Annotated in this window: 17 protein-coding genes and 1 pseudogene; 10 read left to right on the top strand and 8 right to left on the bottom strand. The window is 60.3% G+C overall.

The window, feature by feature from the left end:
- Positions 1-53 precede the first annotated feature (53 nt).
- On the top strand, positions 54-491 hold the full coding sequence (locus GGQ99_RS18815; protein ID WP_108609028.1) for an Lrp/AsnC family transcriptional regulator: 438 nt from the start codon (positions 54-56) through the stop codon (positions 489-491).
- A gap of 55 nt (positions 492-546) precedes the next feature.
- Here the strand turns inward: GGQ99_RS18815 and GGQ99_RS18820 are convergent, their stop codons facing one another.
- From GGQ99_RS18820 to GGQ99_RS18835, 4 genes are all read right to left on the bottom strand, one after another.
- Positions 547-1563 (bottom strand): DNA topoisomerase IB, encoded by a 1017-nt coding sequence (locus GGQ99_RS18820; RefSeq protein ID WP_183263775.1) that lies wholly within the window; start codon positions 1561-1563, stop codon positions 547-549.
- A 13-nt stretch (positions 1564-1576) separates the two neighbouring features.
- Positions 1577-3388, bottom strand: coding sequence for an alpha,alpha-trehalose-phosphate synthase (UDP-forming) (locus tag GGQ99_RS18825; RefSeq protein WP_183263690.1), 1812 nt, complete (start codon positions 3386-3388; stop codon positions 1577-1579).
- A 93-nt stretch (positions 3389-3481) separates the two neighbouring features.
- Complete coding sequence (locus GGQ99_RS18830) at positions 3482-5650, bottom strand: amylo-alpha-1,6-glucosidase (protein ID WP_183263691.1); 2169 nt, start codon at positions 5648-5650, stop codon at positions 3482-3484.
- 47 nt (positions 5651-5697) lie between these two features.
- Positions 5698-6741 carry a glycosyltransferase family 4 protein gene (locus tag GGQ99_RS18835; RefSeq protein WP_183263692.1) on the bottom strand — a complete coding sequence of 348 codons (1044 nt, stop codon included), beginning with the start codon at positions 6739-6741 and terminating at the stop codon, positions 5698-5700.
- Positions 6742-6897: 156 nt separating this feature from the next.
- On the opposite strand from GGQ99_RS18835, the pseudogene GGQ99_RS18840 reads away from it, so the two are divergent.
- The 9 genes and pseudogenes from GGQ99_RS18840 to GGQ99_RS18880 all read left to right on the top strand — a co-directional run.
- Positions 6898-7584, top strand: a pseudogene (locus tag GGQ99_RS18840) (HAD family hydrolase); the annotation flags it as partial.
- A gap of 928 nt (positions 7585-8512) precedes the next feature.
- On the top strand, positions 8513-9676 hold the full coding sequence (locus GGQ99_RS18845; RefSeq protein WP_183263693.1) for a transporter substrate-binding domain-containing protein: 1164 nt from the start codon (positions 8513-8515) through the stop codon (positions 9674-9676).
- Between the two features lie 86 nt (positions 9677-9762).
- The gene (locus GGQ99_RS18850) at positions 9763-10317 is read left to right on the top strand and encodes an ANTAR domain-containing response regulator (protein ID WP_246389652.1); all 555 of its coding nucleotides are present in this window, start codon (positions 9763-9765) and stop codon (positions 10315-10317) included.
- A 16-nt stretch (positions 10318-10333) separates the two neighbouring features.
- A complete protein-coding gene (locus GGQ99_RS18855) occupies positions 10334-11563 on the top strand; it encodes an urea ABC transporter substrate-binding protein (RefSeq protein ID WP_183263770.1) in 1230 nt (409 codons plus the stop codon).
- Between the two features lie 75 nt (positions 11564-11638).
- Complete coding sequence (locus GGQ99_RS18860; RefSeq protein ID WP_183263695.1) at positions 11639-12511, top strand: ABC transporter permease subunit; 873 nt, start codon at positions 11639-11641, stop codon at positions 12509-12511.
- Between the two features lie 6 nt (positions 12512-12517).
- Positions 12518-13576 carry a branched-chain amino acid ABC transporter permease gene (locus GGQ99_RS18865; RefSeq protein ID WP_183263696.1) on the top strand — a complete coding sequence of 353 codons (1059 nt, stop codon included), beginning with the start codon at positions 12518-12520 and terminating at the stop codon, positions 13574-13576.
- Between the two features lie 3 nt (positions 13577-13579).
- A complete protein-coding gene (locus GGQ99_RS18870; RefSeq protein WP_183263697.1) occupies positions 13580-14296 on the top strand; it encodes an ABC transporter ATP-binding protein in 717 nt (238 codons plus the stop codon).
- Positions 14289-14999 (top strand): urea ABC transporter ATP-binding subunit UrtE, encoded by a 711-nt coding sequence (urtE, locus tag GGQ99_RS18875; protein WP_183263698.1) that lies wholly within the window; start codon positions 14289-14291, stop codon positions 14997-14999. Before GGQ99_RS18870 ends, urtE begins: the two co-directional genes overlap by 8 nt.
- Before the next feature lie 28 nt (positions 15000-15027).
- Positions 15028-16017: an acetamidase/formamidase family protein gene (locus GGQ99_RS18880; protein WP_183263699.1), complete on the top strand. Its 990-nt coding sequence runs from the start codon at positions 15028-15030 to the stop codon at positions 16015-16017.
- Positions 16018-16485: 468 nt separating this feature from the next.
- On the opposite strand, the gene GGQ99_RS18885 is transcribed toward GGQ99_RS18880, so the two are convergent.
- The 4 genes from GGQ99_RS18885 to GGQ99_RS18900 form a co-directional block, all read right to left on the bottom strand.
- On the bottom strand, positions 16486-17535 hold the full coding sequence (locus tag GGQ99_RS18885; protein WP_183263700.1) for a molybdopterin-binding protein: 1050 nt from the start codon (positions 17533-17535) through the stop codon (positions 16486-16488).
- A gap of 124 nt (positions 17536-17659) precedes the next feature.
- On the bottom strand, positions 17660-18286 hold the full coding sequence (gfa, locus tag GGQ99_RS18890) for an S-(hydroxymethyl)glutathione synthase (RefSeq protein WP_246389653.1): 627 nt from the start codon (positions 18284-18286) through the stop codon (positions 17660-17662).
- Between the two features lie 154 nt (positions 18287-18440).
- Positions 18441-18980, bottom strand: coding sequence for an SRPBCC family protein (locus GGQ99_RS18895; RefSeq protein WP_183263702.1), 540 nt, complete (start codon positions 18978-18980; stop codon positions 18441-18443).
- Positions 18981-19009: 29 nt separating this feature from the next.
- Complete coding sequence (locus GGQ99_RS18900; protein WP_183263703.1) at positions 19010-20905, bottom strand: hydantoinase B/oxoprolinase family protein; 1896 nt, start codon at positions 20903-20905, stop codon at positions 19010-19012.
- Between the last annotated feature and the right edge of the window lie 14 nt (positions 20906-20919).

Here is a 20919-nt window from a genome sequence, read left to right on the forward strand (position 1 = left end):
GGCATAATGACTGCATTGACCGGCACTTTAACGGCGCGGATCGGAACCAGACGATGAAGGAACTCGACGCCAAGGACAGGGACATTCTGGGCATCCTGTCGAAGGAAGCGCGCATCCCGCTCAAGACGCTGGCGGGGCGCATCGGCCTATCGCGAAGTGCGACCAGCGAACGGGTTGCGGCGCTGGAGAAAAGCGGCGTCATCCGCGGCTATCGCGCCGATATCGGCCAGATGGACACCAACCTGGTCTCGGCCTTCCTGCTGGTGACGCTGGTCAGCACGCCTTCGATGGGCGTGCTCGACCAGCTGGCGCGCTATTCTGAAGTGCGGCGGGTGTCGTCGATTACCGGCCAGCTCGACCTGATCGTCGAGGTCGAGGTGCCGTCGATCGACAGGCTGAACACGCTGCGCGACATCATCGCCACGCACCAGAGCGTGCAGGACCTGACGACGCTGATCGTGCTGCGCCGCGACATCGAGCGGGTGGCGTGACGGCGGCACCCGTTGGCTGCGATGGGAGAGATCGAAGCGAGCAATCGCAGGGGAGCTACAAGGCCGAAAGCCAGGCGAGCGTTCTGGCTTCATCGACATCGAGCCACGTACTGCGCGTTCTTCGGGACCCGTGACGTCGCGTCCCAAGCTCCCCGTCCGACCACCGCTCTAAGATTGCGGGATGAATATACCCGTTCCGGCAAACCGTGCGGGTATTGCCGAGCCTGCTTGCGACTTCATCGATGACCTGATTGCACAGGCGTTGCCTGGCTGGCAGGCTGTCAGGAAGCTCGATATCGCCGAACAGCGCCAGCGCACGCACCGTTCCACCCCAGGTCCTGAAATCCTTGGAACTGAAATCCGGGCCGCACGCAGCGCGGATGTAGTCATTCACGTCGTCGGAGGTCACGCGTGATCGTTCGCCATCGTCGTCGATATATTGGAACAGGTGCTGCCCGGGCAATTCCTGTATTCGCCGGACCAGCCCGGCCATCCGGCGGTCAACGAGTTGCAACCGCCATTGCTTGCCGGATTTGCCTTTGAAGGCAAAGCGCAGGGTCGATCCGCTGACGTCGACATGACGGCCGCGCAAGGTGGTCAGGCCGAAACTGCCATTTTCCCGAGCATATTGAGGACTCCCGACCCGGATCAAGGTGTTGTCCAGGAGCCAGACGATGGCGGCGACAACCTTTTCCCGCGACAGCTTTCGTTTGCCCAGGTCCGCATTCACTTTGCGCCTCAGCCGGGGAAGTGTCCGGGCAAAATCGCCGAGCCTCGAGAACTTTGCCTCATCGCGGCGCTCAGTCCAGCGCGGATGGTAGCGGTACTGCTTGCGTCCGCGCTGGTCCCGACCGGTTGCCTGGATATGGCCCAGTGCATCGGCACAGATCCAAACGTCAGTCCACGCAGGAGGGATGGCCAGGCCGCGAATTCGCTCCAGATCGGCCCGACCCGCAGCCCGTCCGGCAGCACAACGATATGAGAAGCCCTTGCCGGCCGGGCGCCGCGAGATGCCCGGCTCCTCGTCGTTGACGTAGCGCAGACGCGCAGGGCTTGAGGAAACGCCTGCCAAACCTCCACCCGCCTCATCCGGTACGGTGCATGGTCGGGTGCCTGCGACGGCCGAACACCTGAGCCATCGTGCGGGCGAGCCGTCTTTCCGGCTTGGTGTCCGGGACCGGGTCCACCACCCTGCTGCGCTTTCGAATACGCGCGGCGTCCTGGAGAATGGTGCCCGCCCATCGATAGACATTGTTGGAGCTTACAACTTCGCGCATGCGCATCATGCGCGCCGCCTGCTCCTGCTCCGGCATGGAGACGGCGCGGTAGATCGTCTCGCCCATGGCGGTTGGATCGTAGGGGTTGACGATCAGCGCATCGAGCAGTTCCCGGGACGCGCCAGCAAATGTGCTGAGGATAAGCACGCCCTGTTCATCATCGCGCGCTGCCACGAACTCCTTGGCAACAAGGTTCATGCCGTCGTGCAGGCTGCTCACCACGCAGACATCGGCGGCGCGATAGACGGTGTAGATGTCGCCCTGATTGTGGTGCTCGTCCATCAGGACGATGGGTGAATAGCCCTCATTGCCAAACCGGCGGTTGAAGTCCTCGACGAAATCCAGGCACTCGCGATGCAGCTGACCATATGCCGGGAGCGTTCCCCGGCTCGGCGCGGCGATCTGCAGGAACACCAGCTTGCCTATCCATTCGGGATGCCGTTCAAACAGTTGTTCCAATGCCAGGAAGCGGTCGATGATGCCCTTGGTGTAATCCATGCGCTCGACCCCGACCAACAGCCGCATGTCTTCGGGCAAGCCCAGGGTCTCGAATATCTTGGCGCGGCATTCGGCAACAGGAGGCTGGGACTCCAGCACCGATGGCGGCCAATCGATGGAGATCGGGTACGGGTGAACCAGCGTGGTTTGTCCACCGAACGTTATCGCGGAGTGCTCTCGTTCAATCCGGCTTTCCAGAAATCGATCGATGCTTTCAATGAAGTTGTTGCAATGGAACTGAATATGAAAACCGACGATCGAGCTGCCCAGCAACCCGTCCAGAATCTCTTCCTTCCATGGACAGATGCTGAACACTTCCGAGTTCGGCCATGGAATATGCCAGAACATTATGATCGTGGCGTCCGGCAACTGCTGCCGCACCATGCGCGGCAGCAGCGCCAAATGGTAATCCTGGATCAGCACAATCGGGTCGGGCCGTCGCGCTTCTTCGCACACGCGGTCGGCAAACTTCTGATTGACCGCCTTGTACTGCTCCCAGTCCGATTCCCGGAAAACCGGCCGCGTGAAGACGATGTGACAAAGCGGCCAAAGGCCGTCATTGGCGAACCCCAGGTAATAGCCCTGCTGTTCCTCCTCGCTGAGCCACACCCGGCTCAACGTGTAGGCAGGCTTGTCAGGCGGCACCCGAATTCGGTTATCGTCATCCACCACCATTCGATCGGCCGTACCGCCGCCGTGAGCAATCCAGGTCCCTGCGCAGGCGCGCATCACGGGCTCCAGGGCCGAAACCAGCCCGCTCGCCGGCACGACGAGGTCTATCTTGCCGTCCCTGAGATTGTGGATGTAGGGCTCGCGATTGGAGACGAGAATGATTTGAGCGTCGGGAAGCTCCTTGTCGATGACAAGCCGCATCGCTTCGGGTGTCCAACTGGCCAGCGGACTGTCGGCAACCCGGTTGTTCTGCTCAAATTCCGGAAGGATCTGTTTGGGCATTTCCGTGGAATAGCCGAGTTGTTCGGGAACAGGCGGATTGCCGGAAAGAAGCCCTCGGCGCATGGCCACTGCCGCAAGGCAGGCTGCGGCGATCGACAACAAGAGGCTCAGAGCCACCACGGCCCAGAGGCCGATGTCCAGTTCAGAAGAGAAGTTCTCAGCGGTCATAAGGGGGATTGCCTGCTTTCACGGGTCGCGAGTTATTGCGACCCTGATTGTTCGAACTCCCTCGCGGTGAATGGGTTCCGAAAATCGACGCGATCAGGAACGCACGATCAGCGGCGCCAGTCCCTCATGGCGCGGGTCGAGATAGGCCACGACCCGATCGCCGACCCTCTGGAAATGGAGATCCACCGCCACGTTGCCCACGCTCAGGCGGCGGATCGAGACCTGGTCGATGCCGATGGGCAGGCGCGGACGCGTTACGTGAATCTCGGCAGCGAACCCGTCGATCTCGAGGCCCAGGCTGGCTTGCATCAGCATAAACACCGATCCGGATGACCACGCCTGCGGCAGACAGGCGACGGGATATGCCACCGGAGCCTCGCTGGGCGACCGGGTAAAGCCGCAGAACAATTCCGGCAGGCGCATGTTGAAGTGAACGGCGGCCTCGAACGTACCGCTCATCAGACGAACGACGCTGTCGCGGGCGCCGTAGCGTGCCAGGCCTGCCGCGCAGATGGCGGTGTCGTGCGGCCAGATCGAGCCGTTGTGATAGGACATCGGATTGAACGGCAACTCATCATCCGGCAGCGTCCTGACCCCCCAGCCCGTATGAAAGGCAGCACTCAGCAACTGGTCGGTGACCAATTGCGCCCGCTCGGGCGAAGGCAGACCAACATAGAGGAGATGACCGGCGTTCGATGCCCGCACCTGGCAGGGCTTTCCCTCACCGTCGATGGCGAGAGCGTAGAAATTTCGATCTTCCATCCAGAAATGGCGTTCGACGGAGATGCGCATGGCTTCAGCACAGGCTTGCCAGTGTGCAGCTTTCGCGTCTTCACCCTTCAAGGCAGCAAGCTCGGCCAATCCCCCATACGCCGCATATGCATAGCCCTGGACTTCCACCAGCGCGATTGGTCCCTTCGGAATACGGCCATCGGCGTGAAAGACGGCATCGAAGCTGTCTTTCCAGCCCTGATTGGCGAGGCCGGTCTCGGCCGCGCGCGCATAACTCACGAACCCGTATGGGTCTTGCTGGCTTGCGTTTTCCATCCAGGCTGCGGCGGCGTTCAGCGAAGGCCATAGCAGGTCGATGAAGGAGAGATCGCCCGTGCGCTTCGCATATGCGGTCGCAAGATAGATGTAGAGCGGCGTGGTATCGACCCCACCGTAATACCTGCCGAAAGGCAGCTCGCGCAGCACAGCCATTTCGCCCTTGCGGGTCTCATGCATGATCTTGCCGGGCTGTGAATCGCTGAACATCGACGTCTCGGTCGCCTGATGCTGTGCGAGAAACGAAAGGACGCCGCGGGCAAGCCCAGGATTTAGCCACAGCATTTGCAAAGCCGAGATCACCCCGTCACGCCCGAACGCAGTGGAGAACCAGGGAATGCCGGCATAGGGATAAGGGCCCGTCGGAAGGTCGGTGGTCAGGAGCGCGATATCCGCACGGGCGCGCGACAACCAATCGTTGAACACACGGCCGGAACTGTGAACGTTGGCACCATGACGCCGCTTGCCCCGCATTCGCCAGCGCGCCTTGGCGGCAGCTGCCCGATGGCGCTCGCGGCTCGGAGTCCCCAGGTGATCGACCCCGACCTCAATGAACAGGGACAGGCTGTCACGGCGCAGCAGATTCAACCGGAAATCGGCGCGATCGGGGGTCAGGGCAAATGGCCGATCGGAGAACGAAATCGTTGATTGCCGTACGAGCTCGTCCAACCCCTCATAGCGCATTTGGACATGGTCGGGCCCGAGTTCGATGTCGAAGGCCTTGCCCCGTTTGGTGCGGGTCGAACCTCGGACTTCGAACATGTCGCGAAAATCCGCTTCGAAGCGCACCGAAAGGGGAAGCTCGACATCGTGGGCGCTATAGTTGGACAGGCGGATGCGCTCATACATCCGGTCGTCCCACAGCAGTCGCGACCTCTCGATATGGATGACCCCCTGTGGCGTTGGCGCGCCCTTGTCAGGCGTCAGCGGCAAGTTGGTCAGGTTTGCGGTGAAGACGATGTTGTCCTGGCTGAGGGAGGCGCCGAGCAGCGATGGCTCCGTGTCGCCGATCAACAGCCGGAACAGCGAAAGCACGCGGGTATCGTCCCGGAAAAGCCCATCCCCCCGTCCCCGTATGTCGCCGTAGTCATCGGTAACGATGAAACAATCGCTGTGTTTCAACGCAAACTGGCGATGAGGATTGCGTGGTGCCGCGTCGCCGAGCATTGCCAGGGCAACAGCTGGATCGAGATGACGTTCGTCGAGCTTGGCCAAATGCCTGCTCCCTCCTTGTCTTGGAGCGGTTCGAGACGCCCCGGGCTTCAGCGCGGCAACGCCTCCATGAGCTGGACATAGGCCGCCTCGTACTCACGAACCATGCGATCGGCCGAGAACCTGGCTTCGAAGGTCTGGCGAACGGTTCTTCGGTCGAGTTCGGGCAAACGGCCAACGGCCGCGACGGCCTCCTCGATCGACCGCACGATGTGGCCTGTCACGCCTTCGTCGACGATTTCGGACATCGCGCCATTGTCCCAGGCGATCACCGGTGTGCCGAAGGCCATGGCTTCGATCACGACCAGGCCGAATGGCTCCGGCCAATCGATTGGAAACAGCAATGCCGCGGCATTGCCGAGAAACTCGGCCTTGCCGTCCTCTCCAATCTCTCCAATGTACTCGACCTGCTCGCCATCGATCATCGGCTCGATCATTTCATGGAAATAGGGGCGATCGTCGTCCCCGATCTTTGCCGCGATCTTCAGCTTCAAACCGCTGCGGCGGGCAATTTCAATGGCCCGGTCCGGCCGCTTATCGCGCGACAAACGGCCGAGAAAGGCAAGGTAGCCCATCGGCTCGCCAGCGACCGGACGATAGAGGTCGAGCGGAAGGCCATGCTGGACCGTGGCGATCCAGTTTGCTTCTTTCAGGGGCTGCCGCTGCCGGTCGGAAATGGAGATCATCGGGAATTGCGGCCATCTGCCGTACGCAGCCGGAAGGTCCGCATAATCGAGACGGCCATGTGGCGTCGTCACCGTTCGCTCGGGAAAATCCTCGAAAAACGGAAAGTGGACAAAATGGCTGAGATGGAAATGAAGCAGGTCGAATTCGTCGGCATGCTGTTTCACCTGGTGCAGCATCGACAAATGGGCGGCTGTTGGTGAAGTCAGCGGATTGGCGTCGAGCCTGAGCGCCTGATGGCGAACCGGAAAGAGCTCGGCCCGGGTCTCAGCATCGGCGCTGGCAAACAGCGTCACCTGGTGCCCCCGCTCAACCAGGCCGTCGACCAGATACGCGATGATCCTCTCAGTCCCGCCGTAGAGCCGTGGGGGCACGCTTTCGTAGAGCGGCGCGATGTGCGCGATCTTCATTCCGTCATTCCTGATAGTCGTCCCAAGGGTGAACCGCGCAAGCCCCCAATGGTTCCCGTCCACCATGCCAAAGCATGTCTGCGGACGCGTCGTTCCCACTCAATGGTGGAACGATCGTCCGCCAAGCAGATTGAAGTCTGGAGCGGAGAACCGATGATGTATGTGCTTGCCCTCGCAACCGACTATGACGAGACCCTTGCCGAGCATGGGCTGGTCTCTGATGCTACCTTCAAGGCATTGGAGGATTTCAAGAAAACCGGCCGAAAGCTGGTCCTCGTAACCGGGCGCGAACTGCCTGACCTGGCAAGGGTATTCCCCGGGCACGACATATTCGACAAGATCGTCGCCGAGAACGGAGGGCTGCTCTACACGCCGGGGACGAAAGTAAAGCGGCTGTTGGCCCCCGCTCCGCCTCAAGAATTCGTCGACCGTCTGAAGTCGCGTGGCGTGGCTCCGCTCTATGTCGGCGATTCCATCGTCGCCACGCTGGTTCCCAACGAGACAATCGTCCTGGATGAAATCCGCAGGCTGGGGCTCGAACTGGAGATCATCTTCAACAAGGGCGCTGTCATGGTGTTGCCAAGCGGTGTCAACAAGGCAACCGGGCTTGCGGCCGCGCTGGAGGAACTTGATCTTTCGCCGCACAACGTCGTGGCCATCGGCGATGCTGAGAACGACGATGCGTTCCTGCGAGCCGCGGGTTACGGCGTCGCGGTGGCGAATGCACTGCCATCCCTCAAAGAAACAGCCGACCGGGTAACTTCCGGCCAGCGCGGCGAAGGGGTTGCCGAACTGGTGGGCCAGATCACGGCCAACGACGCCGACCTCACGCAAAGCCGTCGCCAATAAGTCAAAGCGGCGTCGCCGGTCCTGGGCCAGTTGCGGGCAATTCGGGATCTTGCGGTGGACATTTGACGCCTATCGGCACCAATCGGCATTTTTTTGATCGGCCCAGAATGTACCAATCCGGCGTACAAAAGCAAAAGTACCGTCAATGTCGAAGAGCGCCCTTTCGACAGCTCCGACCAGTTTTCCTGTCGATGGTTCGGGCTCTCCGACAGCAGATCTGTTATGTCGATTTCCGACCGCCCCTCGGAGAGGTAGTTGCAGCGCAGTACGCAGCCGTCGCGGTAGCGCGCCCGAAAACTGCTCGTGCGGAAGCTGCCCTCACGATCTCGACCTGCGAAGCCCGTCCGGGGATAGCGCGCGACATCCTCTCGGCCACGTCGTATTCGTCCAGGGCAAAGGAAACTCCACGACAGGATTGTGCGATTGTCGACTCGTCAAAAAACATCGATGCTGAAGCCCTAGGGGCACCCAAAACGCTCTTCGAAAATGCTAGGTCATCGACAGCGACGAGTGCCTTGAAGCGATCCTTCCTGCGATCAGTAGGTGCTATCGCCGACGCCGGGCATAGGTGCAAATAACATGCCCACGCTCAGGAGAAGCAGCAAGGTTGGCACCGGAGATCGTCAAGCTCGCCCTCAAGATCATCGGATCGCTCTGTATCTTAGAGCGCAGCTTTTCCAGGCTCGAACGCTATCATCGGCTCGCTACTGGCTGACTTCCAAACACCCTCTGAAGAATTTAGTGGTGGCCTCAGCGTTTCCGAATAATGTTTAGCCCGAGGTTGACAAGCCGCACGTTTGTATTCAACTATTAAAGCGCGCTGGGCAGATGAGCCCGAGCGGCGCAAAAATTTCATGACATATTGATGGCAAGAGTGCCCACAGTGCCAACTGTCGGGCACCTTTTTGCTTTGAGGGAGGTCATGGCAAAAGCGCAATACCAAATTGGCGTGCTGTTTTCGCAAAGCGGCTCATACGGGGTGGTGTCGCGTTCCATGTTCAATGGCGCAATGCTCGCGTTTGATGAAATCCGCGCATCCCAGGACGACTATCCCTTCATCATCACCCCGATCGTTGCCGATCCGGCCGGCTCTTTCGAACAATATGGCAATTGGAGCTCGGACCTGCTCAGCAAGCACGGTGTTCGACATGTCGTCGGTTGCTACACGTCATCGAGCCGCAAGGACGTCATACCCCTTTTCGAGAAGTACGATGCACTGCTTTGGTACCCTTCGCATTACGAGGGGTTCGAAAGCTCGTCGAACGTCGTCTATACCGGAGCTGCGCCTAATCAGCATATCATCCCGCTAATCGAGTTCCTGCTCGCGAACATGGGCAAGCGGGCCTATTGCATCGGGTCGAACTACATCTGGGCGTGGGAAAATAACCGTATCCTGCGCGAGGCCTTGTCCGCGGCTGGCGGAACAGTGATGGCCGAGCGATACACGGCCGTCGGCGACACCGATCTGTCGAAAACGATTGCTTCCATCATCGATGCGAAGCCGGACTTCATTTTCAACACCTTGATCGGAACGAGCGCCTATCATTTCTTCCAAGGCTTTCGTACTGCCTGCAAGGAACGCGGCATCGACCAGCCCGCGGAAATGCCTGTGGTCAGTTGCAGTCTCTCCGAACCCGAACTGGGGGAAATCGGGGCGTTGGCAATGGACGGCCACATCAGTTCCAGTGTCTATTTCTCATCCATCGATACACCGGCCAACCGCCGCTTTACATCGGCTTACCGGGAGCGCTGGCCAGACTCGGCTGCATCGGCGGACGCGGAAGCGTCCTACGTCGCGGTCAAGATGCTTGCGGCGGCTATCGCGGCTGCGGGGTCCGACGATGTGGACGCAGTGCGCAAGGCGCTCTCGAGCCTGACGGTCGATGCCCCGCAAGGCACCGTCAGCATAGACGGTCTCACCAACCACGCCTTCCTCACCCCGCGCATCGGCAAATCGAATTCCGCCGGCCAGTTCGAAATCCTGTGGGAGGCGAACCACCCCGTTTGGCCCGACCCCTATCTGGTGAAAACTACCCCCCGCTACGCGATCCGCAACAGCGTCCCGCAGCTGAGGGCGGTCAAATGAGCGAACCCCGGATCATCCAGAACTTCGTCGGCTACCGGGCCACTATCGCCACGGAACAGCCGGCGGCTGTAGAGCAGCTTCAGGACATGCTGTCCAAGCTCGGCATCTCATTCGGCATGGCCGAATTTGGCGACGGCAAGCTACAGATCGATCCAGGCGAAAAGGATGTGCTGTTCATCGATTCCGACCTCAATCTAGCCGTCGAAACCGGTGCCCTGGAGCCAAGCCGATGCCTGCCAGTCATCGGCATCATCGGTGTAGAAGCGCCCAGCCGGCTTCGCTCGCTGATGCAGGTGGGAGCTACAGCCACTTTACGCAAGCCCGTCCACAGGGCTGCAGTCTATTCAGCGCTATTCGTCGGCATCAACGAATTCCGCCGTCGCCGCTATCTCGCCGACAGGGTGGAAGAACACGAGCGGCGCCGACTTTTGCGAAAGAGCCTCGTCCAGGCCGTCTTGATCGTAATGCAGCGCACGGGAAACGACTACGCCGCGGCCTACGACCATCTGCGCCGGGAGAGCATGCGCGCTCGCCAGAGCCTTGAGGATTTTTGCGAAACGTTCATCCAGGCCAACGGTCCCGAATCGGATGAACCCCAAATACACGTCGGGACAAACAAGACCTACGCCAAGAAACGCTAAACGGAGGAGAAACGAAATGACTGTAACATGGTTACAGGCAGGGACGCTGGCTTGCGCCCTCGCCCTATCTGGGACGGCCTTTGCGGCCGACCCCATCAAGATCGGTGTGCTCGAAGATCAGTCGGGCGACTTTGCTGCCGCGACGATCGGCAAGGTTCACGCAATCGAACTCGCAACCGAAGAGATCAACAAGGCCGGCGGTATCGCAGGGCGCCAGATCGAACTGGTCGTCTACGATACCCAGTCCGACAACAACAGATATCAGGAGTTTATGCGCCGCGTGCTCCAGCGCGACAAAGTCGATGTTGTGTTTGCTGGCTTCTCGTCGGCTTCGCGTGAAGCCTACCGGCCGATCGTGAACCAGTTCGACGGGCTCGCCTTCTACAACAATCAGTACGAAGGCGGCGTGTGCGACGCCAACATGATCGTTACCGGTGCGGTGCCTGAGCAGCAGTTCTCAACACTTATTCCATGGATGATGGAGAAGTACGGCAAGCGCGTCTACACCATCGCTGCCGACTACAATTTTGGCCAGATCTCGGCCGAATGGGTCCGCAACATCGTCAAAGAAAACGGCGGTGAAATGGTGGGTGAGGAGTTTATCCCGCTCGGCGTTTCGCAGTTCTCTCAGACGATCCAGAACATCCAGACCGCCAAACCGGGATTTGTCGTCACCCTGCTCGTCGGAGCCGCCCAAGCTTCTTACTATGAACAAGCAGCTTCTGCCAATCTCGGCTTACCAATGGCATCGTCGGTCAACGTAGGCCAGGGCTACGAGCACAAGCGCTTCACACCGCCCAGCCTGGCAAACATGTATGTGACGACCAACTATATCGAGGAAGTCGACACGCCGGCCAGTAAGGCTTTCCTTGAGAAATTTCACGCCAAGTTCCCAAACGAACCCTACGTGAACCAGGAAGCGGCGAACTCGTACATCGCGATGAACCTCTACAAGCAGATGGTCGAGCGTGCGAATGGCTCGACCAAGCGCGAGGATCTGCGCAAAGTGCTCGCCCAGGGTGATGTCTGCTTCGACGGCCCGTCCGGCAATGTCTGCCTCGATCCGAAGAGCCAGCACATGTCGCACACCATCTTCCTCGCAAAGGTGGGCGACGGTCACTCCATCTCCTTCCCCAAGGTTTGGGACAACATCAAGCCATACTGGCTGGGCGATGCCGGCTGCGATCTGACTAAGGCCGATCCCGACGCGCAGTACACGCCGTCCAACCCTCCGTCCAAGCAGTAACGACCCAAAATCCAGACGGGCGCGATCTCGTGCGCCCGCCTGGTCCATCGCCTGCCTGCCCAATCGGAGCGCCTCATGGAATTCGTGACAGCAATCGTGTCGTCGGCCTATCAATTCGGCGACGCCTTCGCGTTTCTGGTCCTTTCTGCCTGTGGCCTCGCTGTCATTTTCGGCATGATGGGCGTCATCAATCTCGCGCATGGCGAGTTCATCATGTGCGGGGCCTATATGACCGTCTTCGCGGTCAACTGGGGTCTTCCGTTGCCGCTGGCGATCCTATGCGGGAGCCTTTTCGCCGGTCTTGTCGGCATGATCATCGAACGCGTTGTCGTGCGCAGGCTCTATGCCCGTCCGCTCGATTCCATCCTCGCAACCTGGGGCGTCAGCCTGATTGCCTCGCAAGGCACGCTGATCCTTTTCGGTCCGACCATGCGCGGCGTCGGAACCCCGCTGGGCAGTTTCATGGTGGGCGCCCTGTCGTTCTCCTATTACCGGCTGGTCCTGATTGCGACAGCACTGGCGGTGTTGCTCCTGCTCTATCTCGTGTTCAACAAGACGCGCTTCGGCGTCCTCGCGCGTGCCACCATACAAGCACCTCACATGGCCAACGCTCTCGGCGTCGACACCAACCGTGTCTATGCTTTTACCTTCGGCATCGGCGCGGCACTGGCCGGCCTGACTGGAGGCATCTACGCGCCTACCATGACGATGATCCCGACCATGGGGACGACCTTCATCATGGAAGCCTTCGTTACGGTCGTTGTCGGTGGCGCGGACGTGTTCCTCGGCACCGCGCCTGCAGCCGCATTGCTCGCGGTCGTCAAGGCCTCACTGACTTCCTGGCAAGGTCAACTGGCTGGGCAGATCGGTCTTCTCCTTGCGGTCATCCTCGTCATCCGCCTGCTGCCGAAGGGTATCACGGGCTTCATCCTGAAAGATCGGGCGTAAGCAACCATGACTTTGTCACGGATTTTCAAGCGGCTGGAAGGGCCGCAGACCATGGGCCGCGGCCCCGCGTTCTGGAGCGCCTTCGTGGTCGTCCTGGCCTTCGCTCTCGCCTATCCGCTGTTCGCCGACGGCTACGATGTCGGCAACAACATCTACTTCCTCAACTGGACGTTCATGGCGCTTGGCCTCAGCCTGATCTGGGGTTATGGCGGGTCACTGTCCTTCGGCCAGACCGCCTTCTTCGGCGTTGCAGGCTACAGCTACGGCATCCTCACCATCAACTTCGGAACCGCCTACGGGTTCGGTTTGCTTTCGGTGCTGATCGCGATTGCCATCGCGGCATTGTTTGCCGCCGTCCTCGGCTACTTCCTCTTCTTCGGCCGGATCAGCGGTATATTCCTAGGCATCGTCACGCTGTCGGTAACCCTGGCTTTGGAGCGCTTCATGGCCCAGACCGCCGGCCCGCAATGGACGATCGGCTCGGCACGCCTCAACGGCTTCAATGGCATGAGCGGAATGCCGCCGCTCACACTGCCATGGTTCGGCGGAGAGATTTCCCTCTACCCCGATATCGGCCTCTACTATCTCGTGCTCTGCCTTCTGGTAGTCGTCTATCTCGGCCTGCGCATTCTCGTTAACTCGAAGTTCGGCAACATCCTCGTAGCGCTGCGCGAAAACCCACAACGCGCCGAAATGCTCGGTTACGACATCCGCAAATACCAGCTGGGCGGGTTCGTTATCGGCGCCGCCCTCGCCGGCTTGAGCGGCGTCCTCTATACGAGTTGGGGCCAATACATCACGCCATCCAACATGAGCATCACCGCCGCGGCCTTGCCGATCATATGGGTTGCCGTTGGTGGCCGGTCGGATATCACCGCAACCCTGATCGGGACGCTGGTCGTGCTTTCGGCGTTCCAGGCGCTGACTATCTATGGCAGCCAATACGCGCTTGTCGTGATGGGCCTGCTGCTCGTCTTCACGGTTCTTCTGGCGCCCAAAGGCCTCATCGCCAATGCCGGCATCCTGCTTGGTTCCCTGCTTGACCGAAAGAACGGGGGCAAATGAGCCATGGCCTTGCTGCAGACACACAACCTCAACAAGCACTTCGGCGGCCTGCACGTCACCGCCGATGTCAGCTTCTCCCTTGAGCCCGGCAAGATACATTGCCTGATCGGCCCGAACGGGGCCGGTAAGAGCACCTTCTTCCGGTTGCTTTTGGGAGAGCACCAGCCGTCGAGCGGAACGATTGTCTTTGACGGCCAAGACATCACCCGCCTGAAATCGTTCCAGCGCATCAATCGAGGCATGAGTGTCAAGTTCCAGGTGCCGGGCATCTTTGGCGCGCTTAGTGCGCAACAGAACCTGCAGATCGCCTTGCAGCACAGGCTGGATTCCTTAGACCTCAATGCCGAAGTTGAAAGGCTGCTCGATTTTCTGCAGCTCAGGGAAGTCGCCGACCAGCAAGCCGGCAATCTCAGCCATGGCCTCAAGCAGTGGCTCGAGATTGGGATGGCCATCAGCCTGAAGCCAAAACTTCTCCTGCTGGATGAGCCAACGGCGGGCATGTCTCCCGAGGAGACCTTCATGACCGGTGAGATCGTCAAGCAACTCAACGCTCAAGGCATGACCGTGCTCGCTGTCGAGCATGACATGGCCTTCGTCCGGCAGGTGGCCGACCGAGTCTCCGTGCTGCATTTCGGGCGCATCTTTGCCGAAGGCACTATCGACGAAATCGTCGCGGACGAGCGGGTTGCCGCAATCTATCTGGGGCAGAGCCATGACTGAGACCTTGCTCAACATAAAGGGACTTCGGGCCGGCTACGGGGGCAAACCCGTCCTGCAAGGGATCGATCTCAGCGTTTCCAAAGGTGAGATCGTCGCTGTGATCGGACGCAACGGTGTCGGCAAATCCACCTTGATGAAATCCCTGATCGGACTGGTCGACAGCATGGCAGGGACGATACAGCTAGGCTCGACAGAGCTAACCGGGCTTACGCCGTTTCGCCGCGCACGGCTTGGTATTGGCTACGTCCCGCAAGGACGCGACGTCTTTCCACGCATGTCGGTGCGGGAGAACCTCCAGGTTGGCGAGTCCATGCGCGAGCGCATCGCTCCCGATGTCTACGAGCGCATCTACAACCTTTTCCCGATCCTGCAGGAAAGAGCCACCCAGCAGGCCGGAACCATGTCCGGCGGCCAGCAACAGCAACTTGCCATCGGGCGAGTGCTCGTCGGATCGCCGCAACTTTTGCTGCTTGATGAACCGTCCGAAGGCATCCAGCCGTCCATCGTGCAGGATATCGGCCGGATCATAAAGCAACTGAACCAGGAAAGCGGCATGACGATCATGTTCGTCGAGCAGAACCTCGACATGATCAAGGCCCTCGCCCAGCGCTGCTACGTCATGGACAAGGGGCGCATCGTCGCCCATGTGACCCCGCGGGAGCTTGAGGACCGCGACACCATCAGGAAGCACTTGGCCGTGTAGGCGCCGAGACTAACAAGGAGAAAACCAGATGTCCTGGCTTCAAAATTCGATCATGACCAGGCGCGGTGTTGCCAAGGGTAAGGTCAACAGCGTCCACAGCATGACAGAGGCCGACCAAGGAAAGTACCACTACGTCTATGGTCCCTATGTCGAACCGGTCCTTCGGATCGACCCGGGTTCAGAGGTTTCCGTCGAAACCCATGACGCCTTCGAAGGGGCTATCAAGAGCGAGTCCGATGTACCGAGTCAGATACTCAACTTCCCCTACCTGAACCCGCAGAACGGTCCGATCTATGTGAACGGGGCGGAGAAAGGCGACTGCCTGGCCGTATATATCAAGGAGATCCGCCCGCGCGGCAGTCAACCCTCCGGCACCACATGTCTTATCCCGGAATTCGGCGGCCTCGTCGGCACGGGGGATACCGCCATCCTCAATGCGCCACTGCCCGAACGGGTCAAGAAGGTTCACATCGACGCCGTCAAGGGTGTGACCTGGAGCGACAAGATCACCATTCCCTACGAGCCCTTCATCGGTACTATCGGTACATCTCCAGAGATCGAGGCAATTTCGGCGCTGCAGCCGGACTATTATGGCGGCAACATGGATTTGCCCGACGTGGCGCCGGGCGCCGTGATCTATCTGCCCGTCAACGCCCCCGGCGGCCTGCTCTATCTGGGTGATTGCCATGCAAACCAGGGGGATGGCGAACTTTGCGGCGTCGCCATCGAACACCCCACTGTCACCACCGTCCAGGTCGACCTTATCAAGAACTGGAACTTCAAGTGGGTGCGGCTTGAGAACGAAAAGGTCATCATGACGATTGGTTCGGGCCGTCCGATGGAAGACGCCGCCCGCATCGCCTATCGCGAACTGGTTCGCTGGATGGCCGCAGACTACAAGTTCACGGAGCTTGATGCCTACATGCTTTTGACGCAAGTCGGCCGCGTCAGGCTGGGCAACATGGTGGACCCGAAATATACGCTGGGTGCGTCGATCCTGAAATCCTACCTGGCATAGTCCTCTTACCAGATCGCATGCCTACGCCGGCGTCCCTTGCAGCCGGCGTCAGCATGCATGGTTTGGTTTCGGTCACCCGACGATGGCGTCGACCATTCGGTCGTGAAAGCGGTTCGAAAAAGGGATCTCGACAGGCTATCCAGTCCATCGAAATCGGGTTTCGGGTCATCGACTTCCTAGTCAATGCAGGCCGCCCCTGCCCCTGAAGGAAATCGCCGCGGGAACCGGACTTTCGGCGAGCAGGCTCCACTTCTATCTCGTTAAGCCTACTGGAGATCCGCGTCGCGCATCAGGACTCCAACACCGGCCACTACGGACTAGGGCCCTTACGTTGAAGCTTGGTATCGCCGGCCTCCAGCAGTTCGACATCTTCGCCGCTTCGCGCAACCGGCTGATCGAGCTTGCAAACGACATAGGACACAGCGTCTTTCTCGGTGTATCCCTGCAACCTACGGTGTACCAACCGCATCATATGAGCGAGGCTGTCGCCGTCGCCCCCTCCATCACCGCAGAAAGAACTGCGGTTTCACGTGGATGCGGGCGCGTAGGGATTTCCATCAGCAAGCCGCCCACGCCCATACTGCCAATGTCGGCCGCCGTCACCTCGAGCCCCGCCGTCAGTCGGTCGAGAACCCAGTCGAAACCGTTTTCCTTGGGGCTTCGGGCACAGCCGGGCGCACCGATCACGGCAGTCTTGCCGATATGGCCAAGCACCAACAGATTGCCAGGGTCGACGGGCATTCCGGAACGGACGACTGTGCCGCCGGCCGCGCGGATCGCCGCCGGGATGACGTCGTCGAAATCGGCAAGCGCCGACGCACCGAAAATGACGATCAGGTCATGATCGCTGGCGAGCGACTTGGCAGCCTCGGCTACCGCCGCCGTTTCATGCGGCGTACGATACTCGGCACTCATCTGGCTACCGGATCGCGCAAGACGCTGTCCGGTGACGCGCACGGTCTTGTCGAGCACGCTCCATTTTACACTCGGCAACACCGTCTGAATCAGGCCGACCCGCTTCGCAGTGAAAGGCTTCACAGCGCAGATATCGCGTTCGTGGCACAAGGCCATGACCCTGCGCACGAGTGCGCCGGCAACCGCAAAAGGGATAATCTTCACAGTCGCGACCATCTGGTCCTTCTCGACCACTGCATGGTTCGCGAGAGTGGCGACAGTGATCGATGGGTGGACCGAATTGATGGCGTTGACCAGAGCAGCTTCGACGGTGAAAAGGCCCGCATCCCTCGCATGCAGATTGACGCGGCCCGTCGCGGCTGATTTTACCTCGACATGAAAATGGCGCATGGCCGCTGCGATCGCCCCGGCAGCCTCGTCTTCGCCAAGATCGCCTGGCTCGAGCACGACGACAGCGATCTCCCCGAGCCCCGCAGCTTGCAGGGCAGCGATGTCGTCGGCGACGAGCACATGCCCCTTGCGGTAGCGCACCTCACCGGCGGTAGTGGCGTGGGCGAGTACCGCACCTTCTGCTTCTGAGACCGGAACGGAACCGAACTTCATGCCGTTTTGCCTTGTCTCCATGCCGCGCCCAGATCGCCGGCAGCGACATCGTCTCCATAAACGCAGTCACTGCCATTGTTCAGTCGGCTACAGGCCGCGCAGGGTACGCTCGACACTGGGGGCTTCAGTACGAACGGCGTCGGCACCTATCCGGGACCGATGCGGTCACTTGCAGCTCCCAGGCGCTTAGCCCAAATGCCCCATTCTTCTTGGCCGTACAGGTTGCGATGTAATCCATCAACGCCGGCGATAGGCAGTCGTACGGTACGAGGCCGAGTCCGTTGAGCCTGGCGCGAATTCCTTCCATCGCCGACGGATCGACACCAGCTTCGATGACCGAAGAGACGAAAGCTGCGAATCCGGGTTCGGACCAGCCTCCCTCCCGAAACCTCTCGGGGTGAATGAAATCGAGTCCTTTGAACGGATGATCGCGCTCGACAGGTCCGTACATGTGGACCCCGCATGCCTTGCAGGCATGCCGTTGGATCAGTGCTGTCGGGTCGACCACGGCAAGCTTGTCGCCGTTCTCAAGAACCTCGACGTTTTCGTGCGCTGTAACCGCGACGATGGAAAAGGCCGCTCCCGCAGGCTTCCAGCATTTCGTGCAGCCGCAGGCATGATTGTGGGCAACGTCGCCCGTGATCTTCACCTTCACAGGCCGGTCGGCGCAGCCACGGACAAGGTTTCCGCCGGCAAAGCTGCCCGTTCCCGACTTGACACCATGGTCGATGGCGGGATGCAAGGATATCATGTTCTCCTCCATTGCCGGGACATGCTTCGGCTGGCGGGCCCGGCTGACCGCTGCCGTGGGCCGGGAGACACAAGACGCCAGGTCAGAACAGGATGGACTTTCGTGCAGGAAGCGGCCCCGCCCTGACGGAAGGGCCGCCAGTGATCGAGTTGCTTCAGGAGCCGGATCGCTTGAAGTAGGACTTGACGACCATACCGGCCACTTTCAGGGCGCTGATCTCGTTCGACTGGGAAGGCACGTCTGAAGCTTCACCTGACAGGCGGGCCTCCACATTCTTGACGAACTGCCCAATCAATACGTTCGCCGTCTCGGTGATGATGCCGGTCCGGCCGAACTGAGCAATAGGCCCCGCCAGTTGAATGTCTGCGTCGATGTTGACAAGAGTTGCGGATCCGGCCTCGCTGAGCCGGTAATCCATCACCAGCTTGGAGCGGCTGCCGCCCTTCTTATCTACACCGCGTCCTTCGGCGCGGCCAACGAAGCTGGCGGGATCCACAGTCACTTGGGCCTCGCCCTCGAAGGAAGCACCAAACGGGCCAAGCTTTATGCCAACCCGACCGGCGTAAAGGCCGTCCCCCTTGTTCTCAGTAAGCTCCGCGCCGGGCATGCAAGATGCAACGGCGGGAACGTCCTGGAACAATTCCCAGACTGCAGGAAGGGGTCGTGCCACTTCGAAGGATTGACTGATCTTCATGCCTCACTCCCCTTGTCATGTGGACCAAATCACGCCACCGGTCTTGCGTACCAGCCGGCATCCGGATCGGTCCATCCTTCCGGCCGGCTGATCTTTCCGGCGACCTTGAGATCGTCGAAATATTGCCCACGATCGAACATGGGGGGCGTGCCGCGCTCCTTCGCCAACTTGCCGCGCCGTGCCGCCGTAGCTGCCGCATCAGCCGCCCACTTGCGACCGGATCCTGCGAGCTCTACTCCGTAATCGTCCCGCGCCGACTCCGGCGACACGAGCCCGCACTGGACATCTTCGATCACTTTTTCGACCGGGCGCTGCAACGGATCGCCCCAGCCGCCACCGCCGGTCGTCACGATGGTGATCGAGGCACCAACCGGTACGGTAACAGTGTCGCACATCCCTGGATGGACCGTCTCGCTGCCGTCAGTTTCGCTGACCGATACTTGATAGCTGGCGCCAGCCTTGCCACCGTTGACACCGTAGCAGCCAAGCAGCGACCGGTCGGCGTTGGAGATCAGCCGACAGTCCTCCAGCATCTTGATGCGCTTGTCATAGCCGAAGCCGCCACGATGGTAGCCGGGGCCGCCCGATCCCTGCTTCAGGCCAAGCCGCTCGACCAGGATAGGATAGCGCGTCTCGGAAAACTCCGCCGGCAGGTTCTTCGAATTGGGCACGATATGGACGACGTCCGAGCCATCGGCCCAGGGTCGGCCCGGACTGCCTCCGCCCAGCACCTCGCGGAAGAGGAAGAAGTCGTCCTGCTTGTTGCCGCCGGTGACGCCCCAGATACGGATCGTCTCGTGGTCCGCCGGCATCTTGCCCTCCGTCGCCTTGGAAAGGCACGCTGCAAATGAGCCAAGCGTACGCAGCATCAGAAAGAAACGCATGCCCGTCGGCTTCCCGAAGGTCGGCGTGATCAGCGTCCCCTTTTCGGGGAACACCACGTCGATAACGTCGAGCACTCCTTCATTGGAGTCGATCTCCGCCGCCCGCTCGGGCGAAGAGGCCAACGAGCGCAGCGTTGGCGCCAACCATTTCCGGAAGTAGCGGCCTTCCATTTCGTCAAGCGACCAATTGATCGGGCCCTTCGCCTCAGGGTCCGTTCCGGTAAAGTCGAGGACGATCTTTTCCGGGGTCTTGATCATCTTGATGCGTAGGGCGTGCAGCCGGGATTCTTCGACACCGTCCGCCTCGATGTAGTCTTCGAAATGATACTCGCCATCCTTGATGCGCGGGAGGATTTCGCGGCGGAAGACTTCTGCGGTGTTCTTCAAGATCTGGTCGAAAGCAGCTTCCAGCGTGTCGACACCATAACGCTCCGCAAGGGTAACAATGCGCCGGGAACCAAGCTTTGCTGCACCAATTTCGGCGTCAAGGTCGCCTGCCAGGTGATCCGACAAACGCGAATTGCGCACGATGATCTTGAATGCCGCCTCGTTGAGTTTGCCCCGGTCATAGAGCTTGATAGGCGGAATCAGGACGCCTTCCATCCAGCTGTCGGTGGCGTGCACTGGAAGACTGCCCGGCACAGCACCGCCGATGTCGTCGTGATGGCCGAACACCTGGCTGAAGCCGATGAGCCGTTCGCCGTGGAAAATCGGCACGGTCGTGCAGAGGTCAGGCACGTGTCCGATACCGCCGCAGGAATTGTACGGATCGTTCCAGAAGAAGACGTCACCAGGATGGATGTTGTCGGCACCAAAATATTCGAACACCGGCTCGACAATCGCAGAATAGGACCGGCCTGTCAGCTTGCGGCCTTTGGCGTCGAACAGTGCAACACGATAGTCGTGCTGGTCGCGGATCATCGGCGAGCGCGCCGTGCGCTCCACCGCCGCCTCGATTTCCAGTTCCGCGGCTCGGATGGTGCCGTGGATCACCTCGAGCTCGATCGGGCCGAGGGTCGTGCGCTTTGTCTTGTCAAGCATGGGGGTGTCCTCCG

Origin of the sequence: Aminobacter niigataensis, assembly GCF_014200015.1 — a bacterium.
GTDB lineage: Bacteria > Pseudomonadota > Alphaproteobacteria > Rhizobiales > Rhizobiaceae > Aminobacter > Aminobacter niigataensis.